Below are 16,004 nucleotides of genomic sequence, written 5' to 3' on the forward strand. Positions count from 1 at the left end.
TCGGCGTAAACTCACCGGTTGTCTTCCGCAATGCCGCCGATGAGCCAGTCCGTTCCTTCCGATCTCGACCTTGCCACTGCCTCGGATCGCTTCGAGCTGATTTCGCCGTACAAGCCCGCCGGCGACCAGCCGCACGCCATCGAAAAACTGGTGGCTGGCTTCGAAGGCGGCGTGGCCAAGCAGGTGCTGCTGGGCGTGACTGGCTCGGGCAAGACTTACACCATCGCCAACATGATTCAGGCGGTGCAGAAGCCCACCCTGGTGATGGCGCCGAACAAGACCTTGGCGGCGCAGCTGTACGGCGAGTTCAGGTCGTTCTTCCCGCGCAATTCGGTGGAGTATTTCGTCAGCTATTACGACTACTACCAGCCCGAAGCCTACGTGCCGTCCACCGACACCTTCATCGAGAAGGACAGCGCGATCAACGATCACATCGAACAGATGCGGTTGGCGGCCACCAAGGCACTGCTGTCGCGGCGCGACACCATCGTGGTGGCCAGCGTGTCTGCCATCTATGGCTTGGGCGCGCCGGAAGACTACCTGGCGATGCGGCTGATCCTGTCGCGCGGCGAGCGCATCGACCAGCGCGAGCTGCTGCGGCACCTGACCACGTTGCAATATTCGCGCAACGAACTGGTGCTGGATCGCGGCACCTTCCGCGTGCGTGGCGAAACCATCGACGTGTTCCCCGCGGAATCCGACCTGGAGGCGCTGCGCATCGAACTGTTCGATGGCGAGGTCGAGCAGTTGTCGATGTTCGACCCGCTGACCGGGCAAGTCCTGCGCCGGTTGCCGCGTTACACGATCTATCCGAAGACGCACTATGCGACGCCGCGCGAGCGCACGCTGTCGGCGGTGGAGACGATCAAGCTGGAGCTGCGCGAGCGGCTGGACTACCTGTATGCCGAGAACAAGCTGGTGGAGGCGCAGCGGCTGCAGCAGCGCACGCAGTTCGATCTGGAAATGATGGCCGAAGTCGGCTTCTGCAACGGCATCGAAAACTATTCCCGCCATCTCACCGGGCGCGCGCCGGGCGAGCCGCCGCCGACCTTGTTCGATTACCTGCCCGCGGATTCGCTGCTGGTGATCGACGAATCGCACGTGACCATTCCGCAGATTGGCGCGATGTACAAAGGTGATCGTTCGCGCAAGGAAACCCTGGTGAACTTCGGCTTCCGGTTGCCGTCGGCGCTGGATAACCGGCCCTTGCGCTTCGAGGAATGGGAGGCGCGGGTGCCGCGCAGCGTGTACGTGTCGGCCACGCCGGGGCCGTATGAGTTGCGCGAGGCAGGCGACGACATCGTCGAGCTGGTGGTGCGCCCGACAGGCCTGATCGATCCGCCCGTCGAGATCCGCCCGGTGGCGACCCAGGTGGATGACCTGTTGGGCGAGATCCATGAGCGGGTGGGCTGGGGAGATCGGGTGCTGGTGACCACCTTGACCAAGAAAATGGCCGAGAACCTCACCGAGTACCTGTCCGAGCACGACGTGAAGGTGCGCTATCTGCACTCCGATGTGGACACGGTGGAGCGGGTGGAGATCATCCGTGACCTGCGTCTGGGCCTGTTCGACGTGCTGGTGGGCATCAATCTGCTGCGCGAAGGGCTGGACATGCCGGAGGTATCGCTGGTGGCGATCCTGGATGCCGACAAGGAAGGCTTTTTGCGCAGTACCGGCTCGTTGATCCAGACCATCGGTCGCGCCGCCCGCAACCTTCGCGGCAAGGCGATCCTGTATGCCGACCGGGTGACCAATTCGATGCAGCGGGCGCTGGACGAAACCGATCGCCGCCGGCAGAAGCAGGTGGAATACAACGCCAGGCACGGGATCACCCCGCAGTCGGTGCAGCGCGCGGTGATGGACGTCATGGAGGGCGCCCGGCCCGAGCCCGGCGAGCTGAAGGGGCGCGGCAAACTGAGGCGGGTGGCCGAGCCGGTGCAGGACTACCTGCGGCTGTCGCCTTCGCAGCAGGCGGCCAAGCTGAAGGCATTGGAAGTGCAGATGCACCAGCACGCTCGCGACCTCGAATTCGAGGCTGCCGCGCAGGTTCGCGACCAGATCCACCAACTTCGCGAAGCCGCGTTGTGAGCTGATAAACTGCGCAGGTCATTGGGGAGTAGCTGTCCTTCGCTCGCGAAGGGGCTGGCGTCAACATGCTTGGCCGGCAGGCCATGGCGTCAGCGGTTCCCGCGCTTGGCAAGACCTTTGACCACAACGCCTCCAACTTGGCTGGGGATACGTCGTGGTCAATCGTCTGTCATCCAGCCAGGGAATAGTTATGGAAGCACTCTTTGTCTCGACCGGTGTTGTCGCCCTGGCGGAAATTGGTGACAAGACCCAACTCCTCGCGTTTTTGCTTGCGGCGCGCTTCAAAAAGCCGCTGCCGATCATCCTCGGCATTCTGGCGGCGACCCTTGTCAATCATGGCCTCGCTGGTGCGCTGGGGGCATGGATCACCGCCGCGCTGCGCCCGGACATTCTGCGCTGGGTGCTGGGCGTGTCGTTCATCGGCATGGCGATTTGGACGTTGATTCCCGACAAAATCGAGGAGGAGGAAACCCATCTCGGCAAACGGTTCGGTGTGTTCGGCGCAACCCTCATCACGTTTTTTCTGGCCGAAATGGGCGACAAAACCCAAATCGCGACCATTGCGATGGCCGCGCATTACGGCACACCGCTGTTGGTGGTCATCGGCACCACGCTTGGCATGCTGATTGCGGATGTGCCGGCGGTGTTTGTGGGCGATCGGCTGGCGGGCAAGATCCCGATGCGGCTGGTGCATGGCGTCGCCGCCGCCATCTTCGCCGTACTCGGCATCGCCACTCTGTTCGGTGTCGGTTCGGGCTTCGGGTTCTGAAGTCGTACAAGCGCTGCGGCAGGAGGATTGCAGCGAGGATTGCACCAATTCTTCCACGGGTTCATTGCGGCGCTTGTCGTTCGCTCAAGACACGGGCTATAATTCGCGGCCCCGTAATCGGGGGTATCGGGCGGTTAGCTCAGCGGTAGAGCACTACCTTGACATGGTAGGGGTCACAGGTTCGAACCCTGTACCGCCCACCACGCTGCAAGCGGCGTGGCAACGAAACGGAGACAGGTGGCCCGCGGCAACGCCGGCCGAGCGTGCGACATGGACACTACCAGCGCCCACCACTGATTCCTGCCGACGCATTCGCCCTCCCTTCACTGTGGATCATCGAAAGGCGCCTCGGCGTCTTTTTTCGTTTCCCGGAACCGCACCCATGATCTCGATCACGCTTCCCGACGGCTCCCAGCGCCAGTTCGAATCCCCGATTTCGGTGCAGGACGTCGCCGCTTCGATTGGCGCCGGCCTGGCCAAGGCCACCCTGGCCGGCAAGGTCGATGGCCGGCTGGTCGACGCCAGTCACGTCATCGACCGCGACGCCGCGCTGTCCATCGTCACCGACAAGTCGCCGGAGGCGCTGGACATCCTGCGCCATTCCACCGCGCACCTGCTGGCACAGGCCGTGCAGCGCCTGTTTCCCGGCGCGCAGGTCACCATCGGCCCGGTGATCGACAATGGCTTCTATTACGACTTTGCCTTCGAGCGCCCGTTCACGCCGGAAGACCTGCCCGCCATCGAGGCGGAGATGCAGAAGATCGTCAAGGAAGCGCTTCCGGTCAGTCGCAGCGTGAAGTCGCGCGACGACGCGGTGGCCTTCTTCAAGGGCATGGGCGAGGCCTTCAAGGCCGAGATCATCGAAAGCATCCCTTCGAACGAAGAGCTTTCGCTGTATTCGCAGGGTGAGTTCACCGACCTGTGCCGCGGCCCGCACGTGCCCGGCACCGACAGGCTGCGCGCGTTCAAGCTGATGAAGGTGGCCGGCGCCTACTGGCGCGGCGACCACAACAACCAGATGCTCAGCCGCATCTACGGCACCGCGTGGTTGAACGACAAGGATCTCAAGACTTACCTGCACCAGATCGAGGAAGCGGAAAAGCGCGACCACCGCAAGATCGCCAAGGTGCAGGACCTGTTCCACCTGCAGGAAGAAGGCCCGGGGCTGGTGTTCTGGCATCCGAAGGGCTGGAGCATCTGGCAGACGGTCGAGCAGTACATGCGCAAGGTGTACCGCGACACCGGCTATGGCGAGGTGCGCTGCCCGCAGATCCTCGATGTCGAGCTGTGGAAGAAGTCCGGCCACTGGGACAATTACAAGGACAACATGTTCTTCACCGAATCGGAGAAGCGCACCTATGCGCTGAAACCGATGAACTGCCCCGGCCACGTGCAGGTGTTCAACCAGGGCCTGCACAGCTACCGTGACCTGCCGATCCGCTACGGCGAGTTCGGCGCCTGCCACCGCAACGAACCGTCCGGCGCGCTGCACGGCATCCTGCGCGTGCGCGGCTTCACCCAGGACGACGGCCACGTGTTCTGCACCGAGGGCCAGATCGAATCCGAGGTGCGTGCGTTCCACGCGCAGGCGCTGAAGGTGTACTCGGACTTCGGCTTCAGCGACATCCAGATCAAGATCGCGCTGCGTCCGGACTCGCGGTTGGGCGACGACGCCACCTGGGACAAGGCCGAGGACGCCCTGCGCGCCGCGCTGCGCGCATCCGGGGTGGAATGGGAGGAATTGCCTGGCGAAGGCGCCTTCTACGGCCCGAAGATCGAGTACCACCTGAAGGACGCCATCGGTCGCACCTGGCAGCTGGGCACCATGCAGGTGGACTTCATGATGCCGGGTCGGCTGGGCGCCGAATACGTGGATGAGCACAGCCAGCGCAAGCATCCGGTGATGCTGCATCGCGCCATCGTGGGCTCGATGGAGCGCTTCATCGGCATCCTGATCGAGCACCATGCCGGCCAGTTCCCGGCGTGGCTGGCGCCGGTACAGGCGGTGGTGATGAACATCACCGACGCCCAGGCCGATGCCGTCGATGCGGCGCGACAAACCCTTGCCAATCAAGGATTCAGGGTGGTTTCCGATTTGCGGAACGAAAAAATCGGCTATAAAATCCGCGAGCACACCCTGCAGCGTGTGCCTTACCTGCTGGTGGTCGGGGATCGCGAGAAGGAAAACGGCATGCTGTCCGTGCGCACACGGGGTGGGGAAGACCTCGGTAGTATGTCCGTTGCCGACTTCGCCGCGCGTTTGCGTCAGGAACAGGCCCACTAAGCCTGTTCTAGCTGGCCGCCGATTCCCGGATCGGCGGTCATCCGGCTTCCTCGTGAAGCCAACCCTTGGAGATAGCCACAATCAGTACCACCGATACGAAGCAGAACCGCAGGAACCAGGAAATCCGCGTCCCGCGCGTCCGCGTCATCGGCAGTGACGGCGAGATGATCGGCGTGCTGTCGCGCGACGAAGCGCTGCGCATGGCCGAAGAGGAAGCGCTCGATCTCGTCGAGATCCAGCCCAACGCGGATCCGCCGGTCTGCAAGATCATGGACTTCGGCAAGTTCAAGTTCGAACTGCAGAAGAAGGCCAACGAGGCCAAGAAGAAGACCCGCCAGGTCGAGATCAAGGAAGTGAAGTTCCGTCCGGTCACGGACGAGGGCGACTACCAGATCAAGCTGCGCAAGATGCGCGAATTCCTGGCCGAGGGCGACAAGATCAAGGTCAACATCCGCTTCCGTGGCCGCGAGATGAGCCACCAGGAGCTGGGGCGCGAAATGGCGGCCCGGGTCGAGGCGGATCTGGGCGAGGACATCGTCATCGAGTCGCGCCCGCGCCTGGAAGGCCGGCAGATGGTGATGATGATCGCGCCGAAAAAGAAGTAGGGCGCTGCCGCTCTCGATGGAGCGGCACCCGACGCCCTGATTTCCCGGGGCAGGCGATTGCAAACCCGGCGGGCGGCAGCCATAATGGCTGGCCCGGTTCGCCGGGTTTGTCGTACTGCAGTAAACACAGGACCCGCCGTGGTTCGGCATTTTGCCGGATCAAAGGCTTATCACCGGTACGGGCAGGATGGAAAGCGTGGTTGCGCCGCAAGGCAAGACCGCCGCCCAGGCCAGTTAGTCGATTTCGCAAGGACACCCACCAATGCCCAAGATCAAGACCAATCGGGCGGCGGCCAAGCGCTTCCGGAAGACCGCTTCCGGCAAGTACAAGTGCGGCCACGCCAACAAGAGCCACATCCTCACCAAGAAAGCGACCAAGCGGAAGCGCAACCTGCGGCAGACGAACCATGTCCGTGCCGAGGATGCAGGCCGTCTGGATCGCATGCTTCCGTATTTGTGAGGAGATAAGAAATGGCACGAGTCAAACGTGGTGTCACGGCACGCCGTCGGCACAAGAAAATCCTGAAGCAGGCCAAGGGCTACTACAACGCACGCCGCAAGGTCTTCCGCGTTGCCAAGCAGGCCGTTACCAAGGCTCTGCAGTATGCCTACATCGGCCGCAAGCAGAAGAAGCGTCATTTCCGCACCCTGTGGATCGCGCGTATCAATGCTGCTTCGCGCGCCAATGGCCTGAGCTACAGCCGCTTCATGAACGGCCTGCTGAAGGCCGGCATCACCCTGGACCGCAAGGTGCTGGCGGACATCGCCGTGCACGACGCGGCGGGTTTTGCGGCCCTGACCGAAAAGGCCAAGGGCGCTTTGGCGGCGTAAGCCGTCACTCCACAGCAGTTGTAGCGGCGGCCTCGGCCGCCATCACGTGGGGAAGGGCGCAAGTCCTTCCCCATTTGTGTTTTGGGCTCCCTGCTGTCGTGTGCAGGAAAGGGGCCGGATGTGAATGAGTGCGGATGCGTGTTGACAAGGGTGGATCAGCCATGAGCGACATCGAATTGTTGTCCAGGCAAGCGCTGGCGGATATCGCCGCGAGCGAATCGCCGGACGCGCTGGAAGGATTGCGCGTTGCGCTGCTCGGCAAAGCCGGCAGCATTACCGTTCAGCTGAAAGCACTGGGCGCGCTGCCCGGCGACCAGCGCAAAGCCGCGGGCGAGGCAATCAATCGCGCGCGCGATGCCATTGGTGAAGCACTTGCTGCGCGCAAGGTCGCGCTGGACAGCGCCGCGCTAGCTGCGCGGCTGGCCTGCGAAACCGTGGACGTCACCCTGCCGGGGCGCGCCGCCGCGCGCGGTGGCATGCATCCGGTCAGCCGCACGCTGGAGCGGATCACCGATATTTTCGGGCGACTGGGTTACGAACTGGCCGACGGTCCCGAAATCGAGGACGACTGGCACAACTTCGAGGCGTTGAACTTCCCGCCGCACCATCCGGCGCGCGCCATGCACGACACCTTCTATTTCCCGGATGGCCGGCTGTTGCGCACCCACACCTCCGGCGTGCAGATCCGCTACATGCAGGACCTGCTGGCGCGTGGCGGGCAGCCGCCGCTGCGGATGATCGCGGCCGGCAAGGTCTATCGCAGCGACTCCGACCAGACCCACACGCCCATGTTCCACCAGGTGGAAGGCCTGCTGGTGGACGAACGCGCCAGCTTCGCCGACCTCAAGGGCACGCTGGTGGAATTCGTGCGCGCGTTCTTCGAGCGCGACTTCGAGATGCGCTTCCGCCCGAGCTATTTCCCGTTCACGGAGCCATCGGCGGAAGTCGATATCGCCTGGCAGCAGGCCGACGGCAGCAGCCGCTGGCTGGAGGTGCTGGGCTGCGGAATGGTGCATCCGAACGTACTCAAGAGCGTGGGCATCGACCCGGAGAAGTACACCGGCTTCGCCTTCGGCCTCGGCGTCGAGCGCTTCGCCATGCTGCGCTACGGCGTGGATGACCTGCGTTCCTTCTTCGACAACGACGTGCGCTTCCTGCGCCAGTTCGCCTGAGGTAGTGCGATGAAATTCTCCGAAAACTGGCTGCGCCAGCACGTCAAGACCACCGCGACGCGCGAGGAGCTGGCCGCCACCCTGACCGCCATCGGGCTGGAAGTGGAAGCGCTGACCCCGCTGGGCGAGGCGCTCGACGGCGTGGTGGTGGCAAGGATCCTGTCCGCCGAAAAGCACCCGCAGGCCGACAAGCTGCAGGTCTGCCAGGTGGATGCCGGCCTTGCTGCGCCGCTGCAGATCGTCTGCGGCGCGCCGAATGCGCGCGCGGGGCTGGTCGCGCCGCTGGCGACTATCGGCACGCGGATCGGCGACATCACCATCAAGGCCGCCAGGCTGCGCGGCGTCGAGTCCAACGGCATGCTGTGCTCGGCCAAGGAGCTCGGCATCGATGCCGATGCCTCGGGCTTGCTGGAACTGCCCGATGACGCGCCGGTCGGCACCCCGCTGGCCGACTACCTTGGCCTGCCCGACGCATCCTTCGAACTGAAATTGACGCCCAACCGCGCTGATTGCTTCAGCGTGCGCGGCATCGCCTTCGATGCCGCTGCGGCCACCGGTTGTAACGTCGAGCCGCTCGATGCCGCGCCGATGCCGGTGGCCTGTGACGCGGCGATGGCGGTGGAGCTGCATGCCGATGCGGCCGCGCCACGCTTCGTGTGCCGCGTGATCGAGGGCGTGGAGGTTGCCGCGAAGACGCCGCTGTGGATGGCCGAACGCCTGCGCCGCAGCGGCGTGCGCCCGATCAGTCTGCTGGTGGATGTCACCCAGTACGTGATGCTGGAACTGGGCCAGCCGATGCATGTCTATGATCGCGACCTGCTCAAGGGCCCGCTGGGCGTGCGCGCCGCGCGCGCTGGTGAAACCCTGATCCTGTTGAACGGGCAGTGCGCAACGCTGGATCCGCAGTTCCTGGCGATCACCGATGCCGACCGCGTGATCGGGTTGGCCGGGATCATGGGCGGCGACGATACCAAGGTGGGCGCGGCCACGCGCAACGTGGTGCTGGAAGCCGCGCACTTCGCGCCGGCGGCGATCATCGGCCGCAGTCGCCGGCTGGGCTTGCATACCGACGCGGGTCATCGCTTCGAACGCGGCGTGGATCCGGAGCTGCCGCGCATCGCCATCGAATACGCCACCCGATTGGTGCACGCCATCGCTGGCGGCGCGCCCGGCCCGGTGATTGAAGCCGCGCTGCCGCAGCACCTGCCGCAGCCGTGCGCCATCGCCCTGCGTCGCACGCGGTTGGCGCGGGTGCTGGGCACGCAGGTGGATGATGCCGAGGTTGCGCGCATCCTCAAGGCGTTGGGGCTTGCAGTGGAAGCCGTGGAGGATGGGTGGAGGGTGACGCCGCCGGCGCGCCGCTTCGATCTTGCGATCGAGGAGGATCTGATCGAGGAAATCGCCCGCATCCACGGCTACGACGCCATCCCCACCACCTTGCCGGGCGGTGCGGCGCGTCTGGTCGCAGCCAGCGAAACCCGCAGCAGCGAGCACGATGCGCGCCAGCAATTGGTGGCACGCGATTATCTGGAGGCGATCAATTACGCGTTCGTGGATGCCGCACTGCTGGCGCAATGGCAGCTTGCCGATGGCGGCGTCGCGCTGGCCAATCCGCTCAGCGCCGAACTCGGCGTGATGCGCACGCGCCTGCTGCCAGGCCTTGCCGCAGCGCTGGCGCGCAACGTGGCAAGGCAGCAATCGCGCGTGCGCCTGTTCGAACTCGGCCGCACGTTCGCGGCAACGACCGATGCGCCGCTGGAAACCCGCCGCATTGCTGCGGTGGCCTGCGGCGATGCGAATGCCGAACAGTGGGGCGTTGCCGCGCGCGCGCTGGACTTCCATGACATCCGCGGCGATCTGGACAGCCTTGCCGGGCTTGCCGGCGCGCGGCTCGACTATCGCGCCTCGGCGCATGCATTCGCGCATCCCGGACGTTCTGCCGACGTGTATCGCCTGAACGAAGCAGGCGACGCCACGTGCATCGGCTGGATCGGGCAGCTGCATCCGCGCCTGCAACAGGCGATGGGGGTGGATGCCGAGATGTACGGATTCGAACTGGAGCTCGATGCGTTGCTGGCGCGTCCGCTGCCGCGCGCGTCTGCGCAGTCGCGCTTCCCGTCGGTGCGTCGCGATCTTGCCGTGGTGGTGCCGGAGGCGGTGTCCTGGGCGGCGCTGCGCGCGTCGGTGGCCGTGGCCGCCGGCAGCCTGCTGCGCGAGTTGCACCTGTTTGACCGATACGCCGGCAAAGGCGTGGAATCGGGTTTCAAGAGTTTGGCTATGGGCTTGATTTTGCAGGACGATTCCCGCACCCTGATAGACCGCGATGTGGATGCCGTGGTGGCCGAGGTGATGGCCGCGCTGGGCAGTGAACACGGCGCGGTCATTCGGCGCTGACAGGGGGCGGCAATGGCCTTGACCAAGGCGGAAATGGCGGAACGGATTTACGAGGACGTGGGGCTGAACAAGCGCGAGGCGAAGGAATTCGTCGATGCCTTTTTCGATGCCCTGCGTCAGGCATTGGAACAGGGACGACAGGTGAAGCTGTCGGGCTTCGGCAATTTCGACCTGCGGCGGAAAAACCCGCGGCCTGGCCGCAATCCCAAGACCGGGCAAGAAATCCCGATCACCGCGCGCACCGTGGTGACGTTCCGTCCCGGGCAGAAGTTGAAGGAACGCGTGGAAGCATTCGCCGGGGACGTTCATGCTTGACCCCGGCAGCAACCGCGAACTTCCGCCGATTCCCGCCAAGCGCTACTTCACCATCGGTGAAGTCAGCGAGCTGTGCGACGTCAAGCCGCACGTGCTGCGTTATTGGGAAACCGAATTCCCCAGCCTGGAGCCGTCCAAGCGTCGTGGCAACCGCCGCTACTACCAGCGCCACGACGTGCTGATGGTGCGCCAGATCCGCAGCCTGCTGTACGAACAGGGCTATACCATCGGCGGCGCGCGCCTGCGCCTGGAAGGCGATGGCGCGAAGCAGGAATCGGCGCTCAGCAACCAGATCGTCCGCCAGGTGCGCACCGAGCTGGAAGAAGTCCTGCAGATCCTGCGCCGCTGATCGTTCTTCGTGAAAGCACGGCCGGCATCGGCTATAATCGCCGGCCACATCGGGGTATAGCGCAGCCTGGTAGCGCACTTGTCTGGGGGACAAGTGGTCGTCGGTTCAAATCCGGCTACCCCGACCAATTCCGTTCCGGCTCAACCCGGGAACGCATGCAAGACCCTGCCGCAAGGCGGGGTTTTCGCGTTCTGGGCCGCATAATTGCGGCGACTGCAAATGGAGGTGCGTGCGTGGAGGAACACATGGCAACTTGGCTGGTCACCGGCGGTGCCGGATTCATTGGCGGCAACTTCGTGCTGGAGGCGGTGGCGCGCGGCGTCAAGGTGCTGAACCTGGACGCGCTGACCTATGCCGGCAACCGCGACACCCTGGCTTCGATCGAGGGCGATCCTAACCACGTGTTCGTGCATGGCGACATCGGCGACCGCGCGCTGGTGGCGCGTCTGTTGGCCGAATACCAGCCGCAGGCGGTGCTGAACTTCGCCGCCGAGAGCCACGTGGATCGTTCCATCGATGGCCCTGCGGCGTTCATCCAGACCAACGTGGTCGGCACGCTGGCGCTGCTGGAATCGGTGCGCGACCACTGGAAGTCGCTGCAGGACGAGGCGAAGGACGCCTTTCGTTTCCTGCACGTCTCCACCGACGAGGTCTACGGCACGCTGGGCGAGACCGGCCTGTTTACCGAGACCACGCCGTACGCGCCGAACTCGCCGTATTCGGCGTCCAAGGCCGCCTCCGACCACCTGGTGCGCGCCTTCCACCACACCTACGGGCTGCCGGTGCTGACCACCAACTGCAGCAACAACTATGGCCCGTACCACTTCCCCGAAAAGCTCATTCCGCTGGTGATCGCCAAGGCGCTGGCCGGCGAGCCGCTGCCGGTGTATGGCGATGGCAGGCAGGTGCGCGACTGGCTGTTCGTGAGCGATCACTGCGCGGCGATCCGCACCGTGCTGGACAAGGGCCGGGTCGGCGAGACCTACAACGTCGGCGGCAACGCGGAGATGCGGAACATCGACGTGGTTCGCGCGATTTGCGCCCTGCTTGACCAGCGTCGCCCGCGCGAGGATGGCCGGCCGCGCGAATCGCAGATCGCCTTCGTCGCCGATCGCCCCGGCCACGACCGCCGCTACGCCATCGACGCCAGCAAGCTGCGCGACGAGCTGGGCTGGGAGCCGGCGTACAGTTTCGAAAAGGGCATCGCGGAAACCGTGGATTGGTACCTGGCCAACCAGGACTGGGTAAACCGCGTGCTGGACGGTTCCTATCGACTGGAACGCATCGGGACGTCGGCATGAAGGCGATGCCGTCATTCCCGCGCAGGCGGGAATCCAGCTTTTGATGCCGGTCGGGAAGAACGCAAGAGCCGGATCCCCGCCTTCGCGGGGATGGCGGGCAGAAAGACGGATAAACGGATATGACACAACGCAAAGGCATCATCCTCGCCGGCGGCTCCGGCACCCGGCTGTATCCGATCACGCAGGCGATCAGCAAACAGCTGCTGCCGGTGTACGACAAGCCGATGATCTATTACCCGCTCAGCGTGCTGATGCTGGCGGGCATCCGTGACGTCCTGGTCATCAATACGCCGCACGAACAGGACCTGTTCAAACGCCTGCTGGGCGATGGTTCGCAGTGGGGCATGCGGATCGAATACGCGGTACAGCCCAGCCCGGACGGATTGGCGCAGGCGTTGCTGATCGGCCGCGACTTCCTTGCCGGCGGCCCGAGCTGCCTGGTGCTGGGCGACAACATTTATTACGGCGACGGTTTCACCAGGCTCCTGCGCCGCGCCGATGCGCGCGAGCAAGGTGCAAGCGTGTTCGGCTATTGGGTGCGCGATCCCGAACGCTACGGTGTCGCTGAATTCGATGCCGGCGGCACGGTGGTCGGGTTGGAAGAGAAGCCGGAAAAGCCGAAGTCGAACTACGCCGTGACCGGGCTCTATTTCTACGACGGGCGTGCCAGTGAATTTGCCGCGGGGTTGAAACCATCGGCGCGTGGTGAGCTGGAGATCACCGACCTCAACCGCTGCTATCTCGAAAGCGGCGCGCTGCACCTCGAGAAAATGGGGCGCGGTTATGCGTGGTTGGATACCGGCACCCACGAGTCGCTGGTCGAGGCATCGACCTTCATCGAGACCATCGAAAAGCGGCAGGGGCTGCGGGTCTGCTGCCCGGAGGAAATCGCGTTCTTGAATGGCTGGATCGACGCAGCGAAGCTGCAGGCGCTGGCTGCGCCGCTGGCCAAGAACGGTTACGGCCAATACCTGCTCGGATTGCTGGAACAGGGCCGGAGCGCATGAAGCGGATCGAAACGCGGCTGCCGGGCTGCGTGGTGATCGAGCCCGCCGTGCATGCCGATGAGCGCGGGTTCTTCTACGAAAGCTGGAATGCCGCGCGCTTCGCCGAACACGGCTTGCCCATGCAGTTCGTCCAGCACAACGTCTCGCGGTCACGGCGTGGCGTCTTGCGTGGGCTGCACTACCAGTGGCCGGAGCATGCACAGGGCAAGCTGGTCAACGTGCTGGAGGGCGAGGTATACGACGTGGCGGTGGACATCCGGCGCGGCTCGCCCACCTTCGGCCAGCATGCGGCTGCGGTCCTGAGCGCCGACAACAAGCGCCATTTCTGGACCCCGGAAGGTTTCGCCCACGGGTTCCTGGTGCTCAGCGACACGGCATTGGTCACCTATCTGTGCACCGCGCCCTACGACCGGGGCAGCGAAAATTCGCTGCGCTGGGACGATCCACGGCTGGCCATCGACTGGCCGCTGGCGGAGGTGTCGCTTTCCGCCAAGGACGCGGCCGCGCCGCTGCTGGCCGACATCGCGGCGGAACGCCTGCCGCAGTACGCCGCATGAGGTTGCTGCTGCTGGGCGGCAACGGTCAGGTCGGGCGCGAACTGCGGCGCACGCTGCCGGCGCTGGGCGAGCTGGTGGTGGCGACGCGCGAGGGGGGCGACGGCGAGCCCGCAGCCGATTTCGACGCGCCCGATGCGCTGGGCGAACTGGTGCGGCGCATCGCCCCCGACGTGGTGGTCAATGCCGCCGCCTACACCGCGGTGGACCGTGCCGAAAGCGAGCCCGACGCCGCGTTCCGGGTCAACGCGCGGGCACCGGGCGCCATCGCCCAGGCCTGCGCGGCGACCGGTGCGCTGCTGCTGCATTTCTCCACCGACTACGTGTTCGATGGCAGCGCCTCGCGTCCGTATCGCGAGGACGACGCCACCGCGCCGCTGGGCGTGTACGGCGCCAGCAAGCTGGCCGGCGAGGACGCGGTCCGCGCCAGCGGCGCGCGCCACGCGATCCTGCGCGCGGCGTGGGTGTATGCGGCGCACGGCAACAATTTCATGCGCAGCATGCTGCGCCTTGCGGGCGAGCGCGACGCACTGCGCGTGGTGGTGGATCAAATCGGCGCGCCCACGCCGGCGGCGTGGATCGCCGATGCCAGCGCGCAGATCATCGGGCAAGGCGTGGCGGACACTGGCATCTGGAATTTGACCGCTGCCGGCCACGTCAGCTGGCATGGGTTTGCCGGCGCGATTTTCGATGAGGCGCAGGCGCTGGGGTTGCTGGCGCGCAACCCAAGCGTGTTGGCGATCCCTGCAGCCGATTACCCCACGCCGGCACGGCGCCCCGCGTATTCGGTGCTGGACACCGCCAAGCTGCGCCGCGATTTCGGCATCGTGCCGCCGGACTGGCGCGACGGCTTGCGCGCCACGCTGCGCGAGCTTGCCGCCACGCGTTGAACCAACGCGTCACGCCGGTGAGAAGCGCCAATGCCAGGGCTCGTACACGATGCCGTGCGGGTTGTCGCGCGGGTAGCTCATGGCAAATCCATGCGTCCCGGCATTGGCCTGCAGCCAGGCAAAGGCCGGCGTCGCCTCGAACGATTCCTCGGCCGGCGGTTCGCCCGGCGCGCCGAGATCCAGCGCCAGGCCGGAATGATGCTCGGAGAATCCGGGCGCGGCGTTGACCTGCAGGATCGCGTCGATGGTCATGCCATGCGCGCGTTTTCGCTCGAAGATGCCCAACTGATAGTCGTGGCTGCGGTAGCCGGAGATCGCCTCCAGCACGATGCCGTCGCGCAGGGCGGCGTCGCGCAGCCGCAGCCAGGCGCGGGCAGCGTCGATGCGCAGCCACAGCGCCCGCCGATAGCGGTCGAAACCGGCGAAGGCCAGCCAGCCGGGTTCGGCGACCCGATCGAGACCGGTGCGCGCGGCGTAGCCATCCGCGTCCAGCCCGAGCGAGTCCAGCCGTTCGTGCAATCGATGCAGCGGCAGCACGCCGACATGCTCCACGCCGTTGCGCAGATGCACGGGTCGGGCGGCCAGGGCGTGCCGTGCCGCATCGCTGCCGGGTTCGCGTGCAGCAGTCGGCATCAGCGGGTGCAAGCCGTCGGCCGTGGCGGCGGTGAGGAAGGCGCCGTCCCGCTTGCGCCGCAGGACATGCGACGCGCGCGACAACAGGCGTGCGTGGGCATTGCTGCGCGCACGCAGCAGGTCGGCAGGCCAGACCTCGATGTCGGGCGTATTGAGCAGGGCAGATTTCAGCAACAAGGATGGCAAGCGCGGCATGCGGCCAAGCTTAGCGCAGCCACAACGCGCTTATTCGCGCGGGGCCGGATCCCCGACGGCTGCTTGCAGTGCCTCCAGCAACGCCTGCGGGCGTTCCAGGCTGAGCAGCAGGTGATCGCTGCCATTGTTCAGCGGCAGCCACAGCACGCGATGGCGATCCGTGATCAGGCAGAACGCCTTGTTCAATTTTCCGCGCAGGCGAAAGTGCCCGGCGTTGAAGCCGGGCACGGACATGCCGTTGGTCTTGATGAACGGGCGCAACTCGGTGTGATCGGCGAGGTCGACGATGCGCGCCCGCGCAAGATCCATGGCGGCCGCTGGCGTGCGCTCGCGATACAGGGCAGCGCGCACGTCCAGCACGCCGCCGGCAAGGGCGACCGAACGCCGTTTCATCGCGAGCAGCAGGAAGCACAGCAGCAGGAACACGATGCCCAGGACCGGCAGGAATCGAACCAGGCCGGCACCGTTCATGCGGCCGGTCAGCATCATGCCGGCGACGATCAGAACCGGGAGCACGCCGACCGACAGCACCAGGAACGCCGTCGCATACCCGGGCGGTGGCGTGACCTCGAAGCTGGCGTCTGTCTGGCGGCGGTGGGTTGGCATGCGCATGTCCG

16 protein-coding genes, 2 tRNA genes and 1 riboswitch are annotated in these 16,004 nt (G+C 65.4%); of the genes, 16 read left to right on the forward strand and 2 right to left on the reverse strand.

The genetic code is table 11. The features are described 5' to 3' along the window. The first annotated feature begins 39 nt into the window (after positions 1 to 39). The 16 genes from uvrB (at position 40) to rfbD (ending at position 14,559) form a co-directional block, all read left to right on the forward strand. Positions 40 to 2,088 (forward strand): excinuclease ABC subunit UvrB, encoded by a 2,049-nt coding sequence (gene uvrB, locus LIW09_RS03915; RefSeq protein ID WP_256646659.1) that lies wholly within the window; start codon positions 40 to 42, stop codon positions 2,086 to 2,088. 11 nt (positions 2,089 to 2,099) lie between these two features. Further along, positions 2,100 to 2,274: riboswitch (yybP-ykoY riboswitch) on the forward strand. Positions 2,275 to 2,278: 4 nt separating this feature from the next. Continuing rightward, a complete protein-coding gene (locus tag LIW09_RS03920) occupies positions 2,279 to 2,857 on the forward strand; it encodes a TMEM165/GDT1 family protein (protein WP_256646660.1) in 579 nt (192 codons plus the stop codon). Between the two features lie 128 nt (positions 2,858 to 2,985). Continuing rightward, positions 2,986 to 3,060 (forward strand) — tRNA-Val (locus LIW09_RS03925). A 179-nt stretch (positions 3,061 to 3,239) separates the two neighbouring features. Then, on the forward strand, positions 3,240 to 5,141 hold the full coding sequence (thrS, locus tag LIW09_RS03930) for a threonine--tRNA ligase (RefSeq protein WP_256646661.1): 1,902 nt from the start codon (positions 3,240 to 3,242) through the stop codon (positions 5,139 to 5,141). Positions 5,142 to 5,221: 80 nt separating this feature from the next. Further along, positions 5,222 to 5,746 (forward strand): translation initiation factor IF-3, encoded by a 525-nt coding sequence (gene infC / locus LIW09_RS03935; RefSeq protein ID WP_256647139.1) that lies wholly within the window; start codon positions 5,222 to 5,224, stop codon positions 5,744 to 5,746. A gap of 262 nt (positions 5,747 to 6,008) precedes the next feature. Beyond that, positions 6,009 to 6,206, forward strand: a complete 198-nt coding sequence (gene rpmI, locus LIW09_RS03940) for a 50S ribosomal protein L35 (RefSeq protein ID WP_027083463.1) — start codon at positions 6,009 to 6,011, stop codon at positions 6,204 to 6,206. Positions 6,207 to 6,217: 11 nt separating this feature from the next. Further along, positions 6,218 to 6,577 (forward strand): 50S ribosomal protein L20, encoded by a 360-nt coding sequence (rplT, locus tag LIW09_RS03945; protein WP_256646662.1) that lies wholly within the window; start codon positions 6,218 to 6,220, stop codon positions 6,575 to 6,577. Between the two features lie 161 nt (positions 6,578 to 6,738). Then, positions 6,739 to 7,749, forward strand: coding sequence for a phenylalanine--tRNA ligase subunit alpha (pheS, locus tag LIW09_RS03950; protein WP_256646663.1), 1,011 nt, complete (start codon positions 6,739 to 6,741; stop codon positions 7,747 to 7,749). 9 nt (positions 7,750 to 7,758) lie between these two features. Next, entirely contained in the window at positions 7,759 to 10,143 is a 2,385-nt protein-coding gene (gene pheT, locus LIW09_RS03955) for a phenylalanine--tRNA ligase subunit beta (protein ID WP_256646664.1), read from the forward strand. Between the two features lie 12 nt (positions 10,144 to 10,155). After that, on the forward strand, positions 10,156 to 10,458 hold the full coding sequence (locus LIW09_RS03960; RefSeq protein ID WP_256646665.1) for an integration host factor subunit alpha: 303 nt from the start codon (positions 10,156 to 10,158) through the stop codon (positions 10,456 to 10,458). After that, on the forward strand, positions 10,451 to 10,807 hold the full coding sequence (locus LIW09_RS03965; RefSeq protein WP_256646666.1) for a MerR family transcriptional regulator: 357 nt from the start codon (positions 10,451 to 10,453) through the stop codon (positions 10,805 to 10,807). The genes LIW09_RS03960 and LIW09_RS03965 overlap by 8 nt, the downstream gene beginning before the upstream one ends. A 50-nt stretch (positions 10,808 to 10,857) precedes the next feature. Continuing rightward, a tRNA-Pro gene (locus LIW09_RS03970) sits at positions 10,858 to 10,934 on the forward strand. 118 nt (positions 10,935 to 11,052) lie between these two features. Continuing rightward, on the forward strand, positions 11,053 to 12,108 hold the full coding sequence (gene rfbB / locus LIW09_RS03975) for a dTDP-glucose 4,6-dehydratase (RefSeq protein ID WP_256646667.1): 1,056 nt from the start codon (positions 11,053 to 11,055) through the stop codon (positions 12,106 to 12,108). A 119-nt stretch (positions 12,109 to 12,227) separates the two neighbouring features. Continuing rightward, positions 12,228 to 13,115, forward strand: coding sequence for a glucose-1-phosphate thymidylyltransferase RfbA (gene rfbA / locus LIW09_RS03980; RefSeq protein WP_256646668.1), 888 nt, complete (start codon positions 12,228 to 12,230; stop codon positions 13,113 to 13,115). Next, positions 13,112 to 13,672, forward strand: coding sequence for a dTDP-4-dehydrorhamnose 3,5-epimerase (gene rfbC, locus LIW09_RS03985; protein WP_256646669.1), 561 nt, complete (start codon positions 13,112 to 13,114; stop codon positions 13,670 to 13,672). The genes rfbA and rfbC overlap by 4 nt, the downstream gene beginning before the upstream one ends. After that, entirely contained in the window at positions 13,669 to 14,559 is an 891-nt protein-coding gene (gene rfbD / locus LIW09_RS03990) for a dTDP-4-dehydrorhamnose reductase (RefSeq protein ID WP_256646670.1), read from the forward strand. Before rfbC ends, rfbD begins: the two co-directional genes overlap by 4 nt. Positions 14,560 to 14,568: 9 nt before the next feature. Here the strand turns inward: rfbD and LIW09_RS03995 are convergent, their stop codons facing one another. After that, positions 14,569 to 15,387: a M15 family metallopeptidase gene (locus tag LIW09_RS03995; protein WP_256646671.1), complete on the reverse strand. Its 819-nt coding sequence runs from the start codon at positions 15,385 to 15,387 to the stop codon at positions 14,569 to 14,571. Positions 15,388 to 15,417: 30 nt separating this feature from the next. Continuing rightward, complete coding sequence (locus LIW09_RS04000; protein ID WP_256646672.1) at positions 15,418 to 15,993, reverse strand: hypothetical protein; 576 nt, start codon at positions 15,991 to 15,993, stop codon at positions 15,418 to 15,420. Between the last annotated feature and the right edge of the window lie 11 nt (positions 15,994 to 16,004).

Source organism: Thermomonas paludicola (genome assembly GCF_024498955.1).
Taxonomy (GTDB): Bacteria; Pseudomonadota; Gammaproteobacteria; order Xanthomonadales; family Xanthomonadaceae; genus Thermomonas; species Thermomonas paludicola.

What these genes read in the sequence shown, in the direction of transcription:
- uvrB (WP_256646659.1), top strand. Translation starts at nt 40, where the DNA reads ATGAGCCAGTCCGTTCCTTCCGATCTCGACCTTGCCACTGCCTCGGAT.
- LIW09_RS03920 (WP_256646660.1), top strand. Translation starts at nt 2,279, where the DNA reads ATGGAAGCACTCTTTGTCTCGACCGGTGTTGTCGCCCTGGCGGAAATT.
- thrS (WP_256646661.1), top strand. Translation starts at nt 3,240, where the DNA reads ATGATCTCGATCACGCTTCCCGACGGCTCCCAGCGCCAGTTCGAATCC.
- rpmI (WP_027083463.1), top strand. Translation starts at nt 6,009, where the DNA reads ATGCCCAAGATCAAGACCAATCGGGCGGCGGCCAAGCGCTTCCGGAAG.
- rplT (WP_256646662.1), top strand. Translation starts at nt 6,218, where the DNA reads ATGGCACGAGTCAAACGTGGTGTCACGGCACGCCGTCGGCACAAGAAA.
- pheS (WP_256646663.1), top strand. Translation starts at nt 6,739, where the DNA reads ATGAGCGACATCGAATTGTTGTCCAGGCAAGCGCTGGCGGATATCGCC.
- pheT (WP_256646664.1), top strand. Translation starts at nt 7,759, where the DNA reads ATGAAATTCTCCGAAAACTGGCTGCGCCAGCACGTCAAGACCACCGCG.
- LIW09_RS03960 (WP_256646665.1), top strand. Translation starts at nt 10,156, where the DNA reads ATGGCCTTGACCAAGGCGGAAATGGCGGAACGGATTTACGAGGACGTG.
- LIW09_RS03965 (WP_256646666.1), top strand. Translation starts at nt 10,451, where the DNA reads ATGCTTGACCCCGGCAGCAACCGCGAACTTCCGCCGATTCCCGCCAAG.
- rfbB (WP_256646667.1), top strand. Translation starts at nt 11,053, where the DNA reads ATGGCAACTTGGCTGGTCACCGGCGGTGCCGGATTCATTGGCGGCAAC.
- rfbA (WP_256646668.1), top strand. Translation starts at nt 12,228, where the DNA reads ATGACACAACGCAAAGGCATCATCCTCGCCGGCGGCTCCGGCACCCGG.
- rfbC (WP_256646669.1), top strand. Translation starts at nt 13,112, where the DNA reads ATGAAGCGGATCGAAACGCGGCTGCCGGGCTGCGTGGTGATCGAGCCC.
- rfbD (WP_256646670.1), top strand. Translation starts at nt 13,669, where the DNA reads ATGAGGTTGCTGCTGCTGGGCGGCAACGGTCAGGTCGGGCGCGAACTG.
- LIW09_RS03995 (WP_256646671.1), bottom strand. Translation starts at nt 15,387, where the DNA reads ATGCCGCGCTTGCCATCCTTGTTGCTGAAATCTGCCCTGCTCAATACG.
- LIW09_RS04000 (WP_256646672.1), bottom strand. Translation starts at nt 15,993, where the DNA reads ATGCCAACCCACCGCCGCCAGACAGACGCCAGCTTCGAGGTCACGCCA.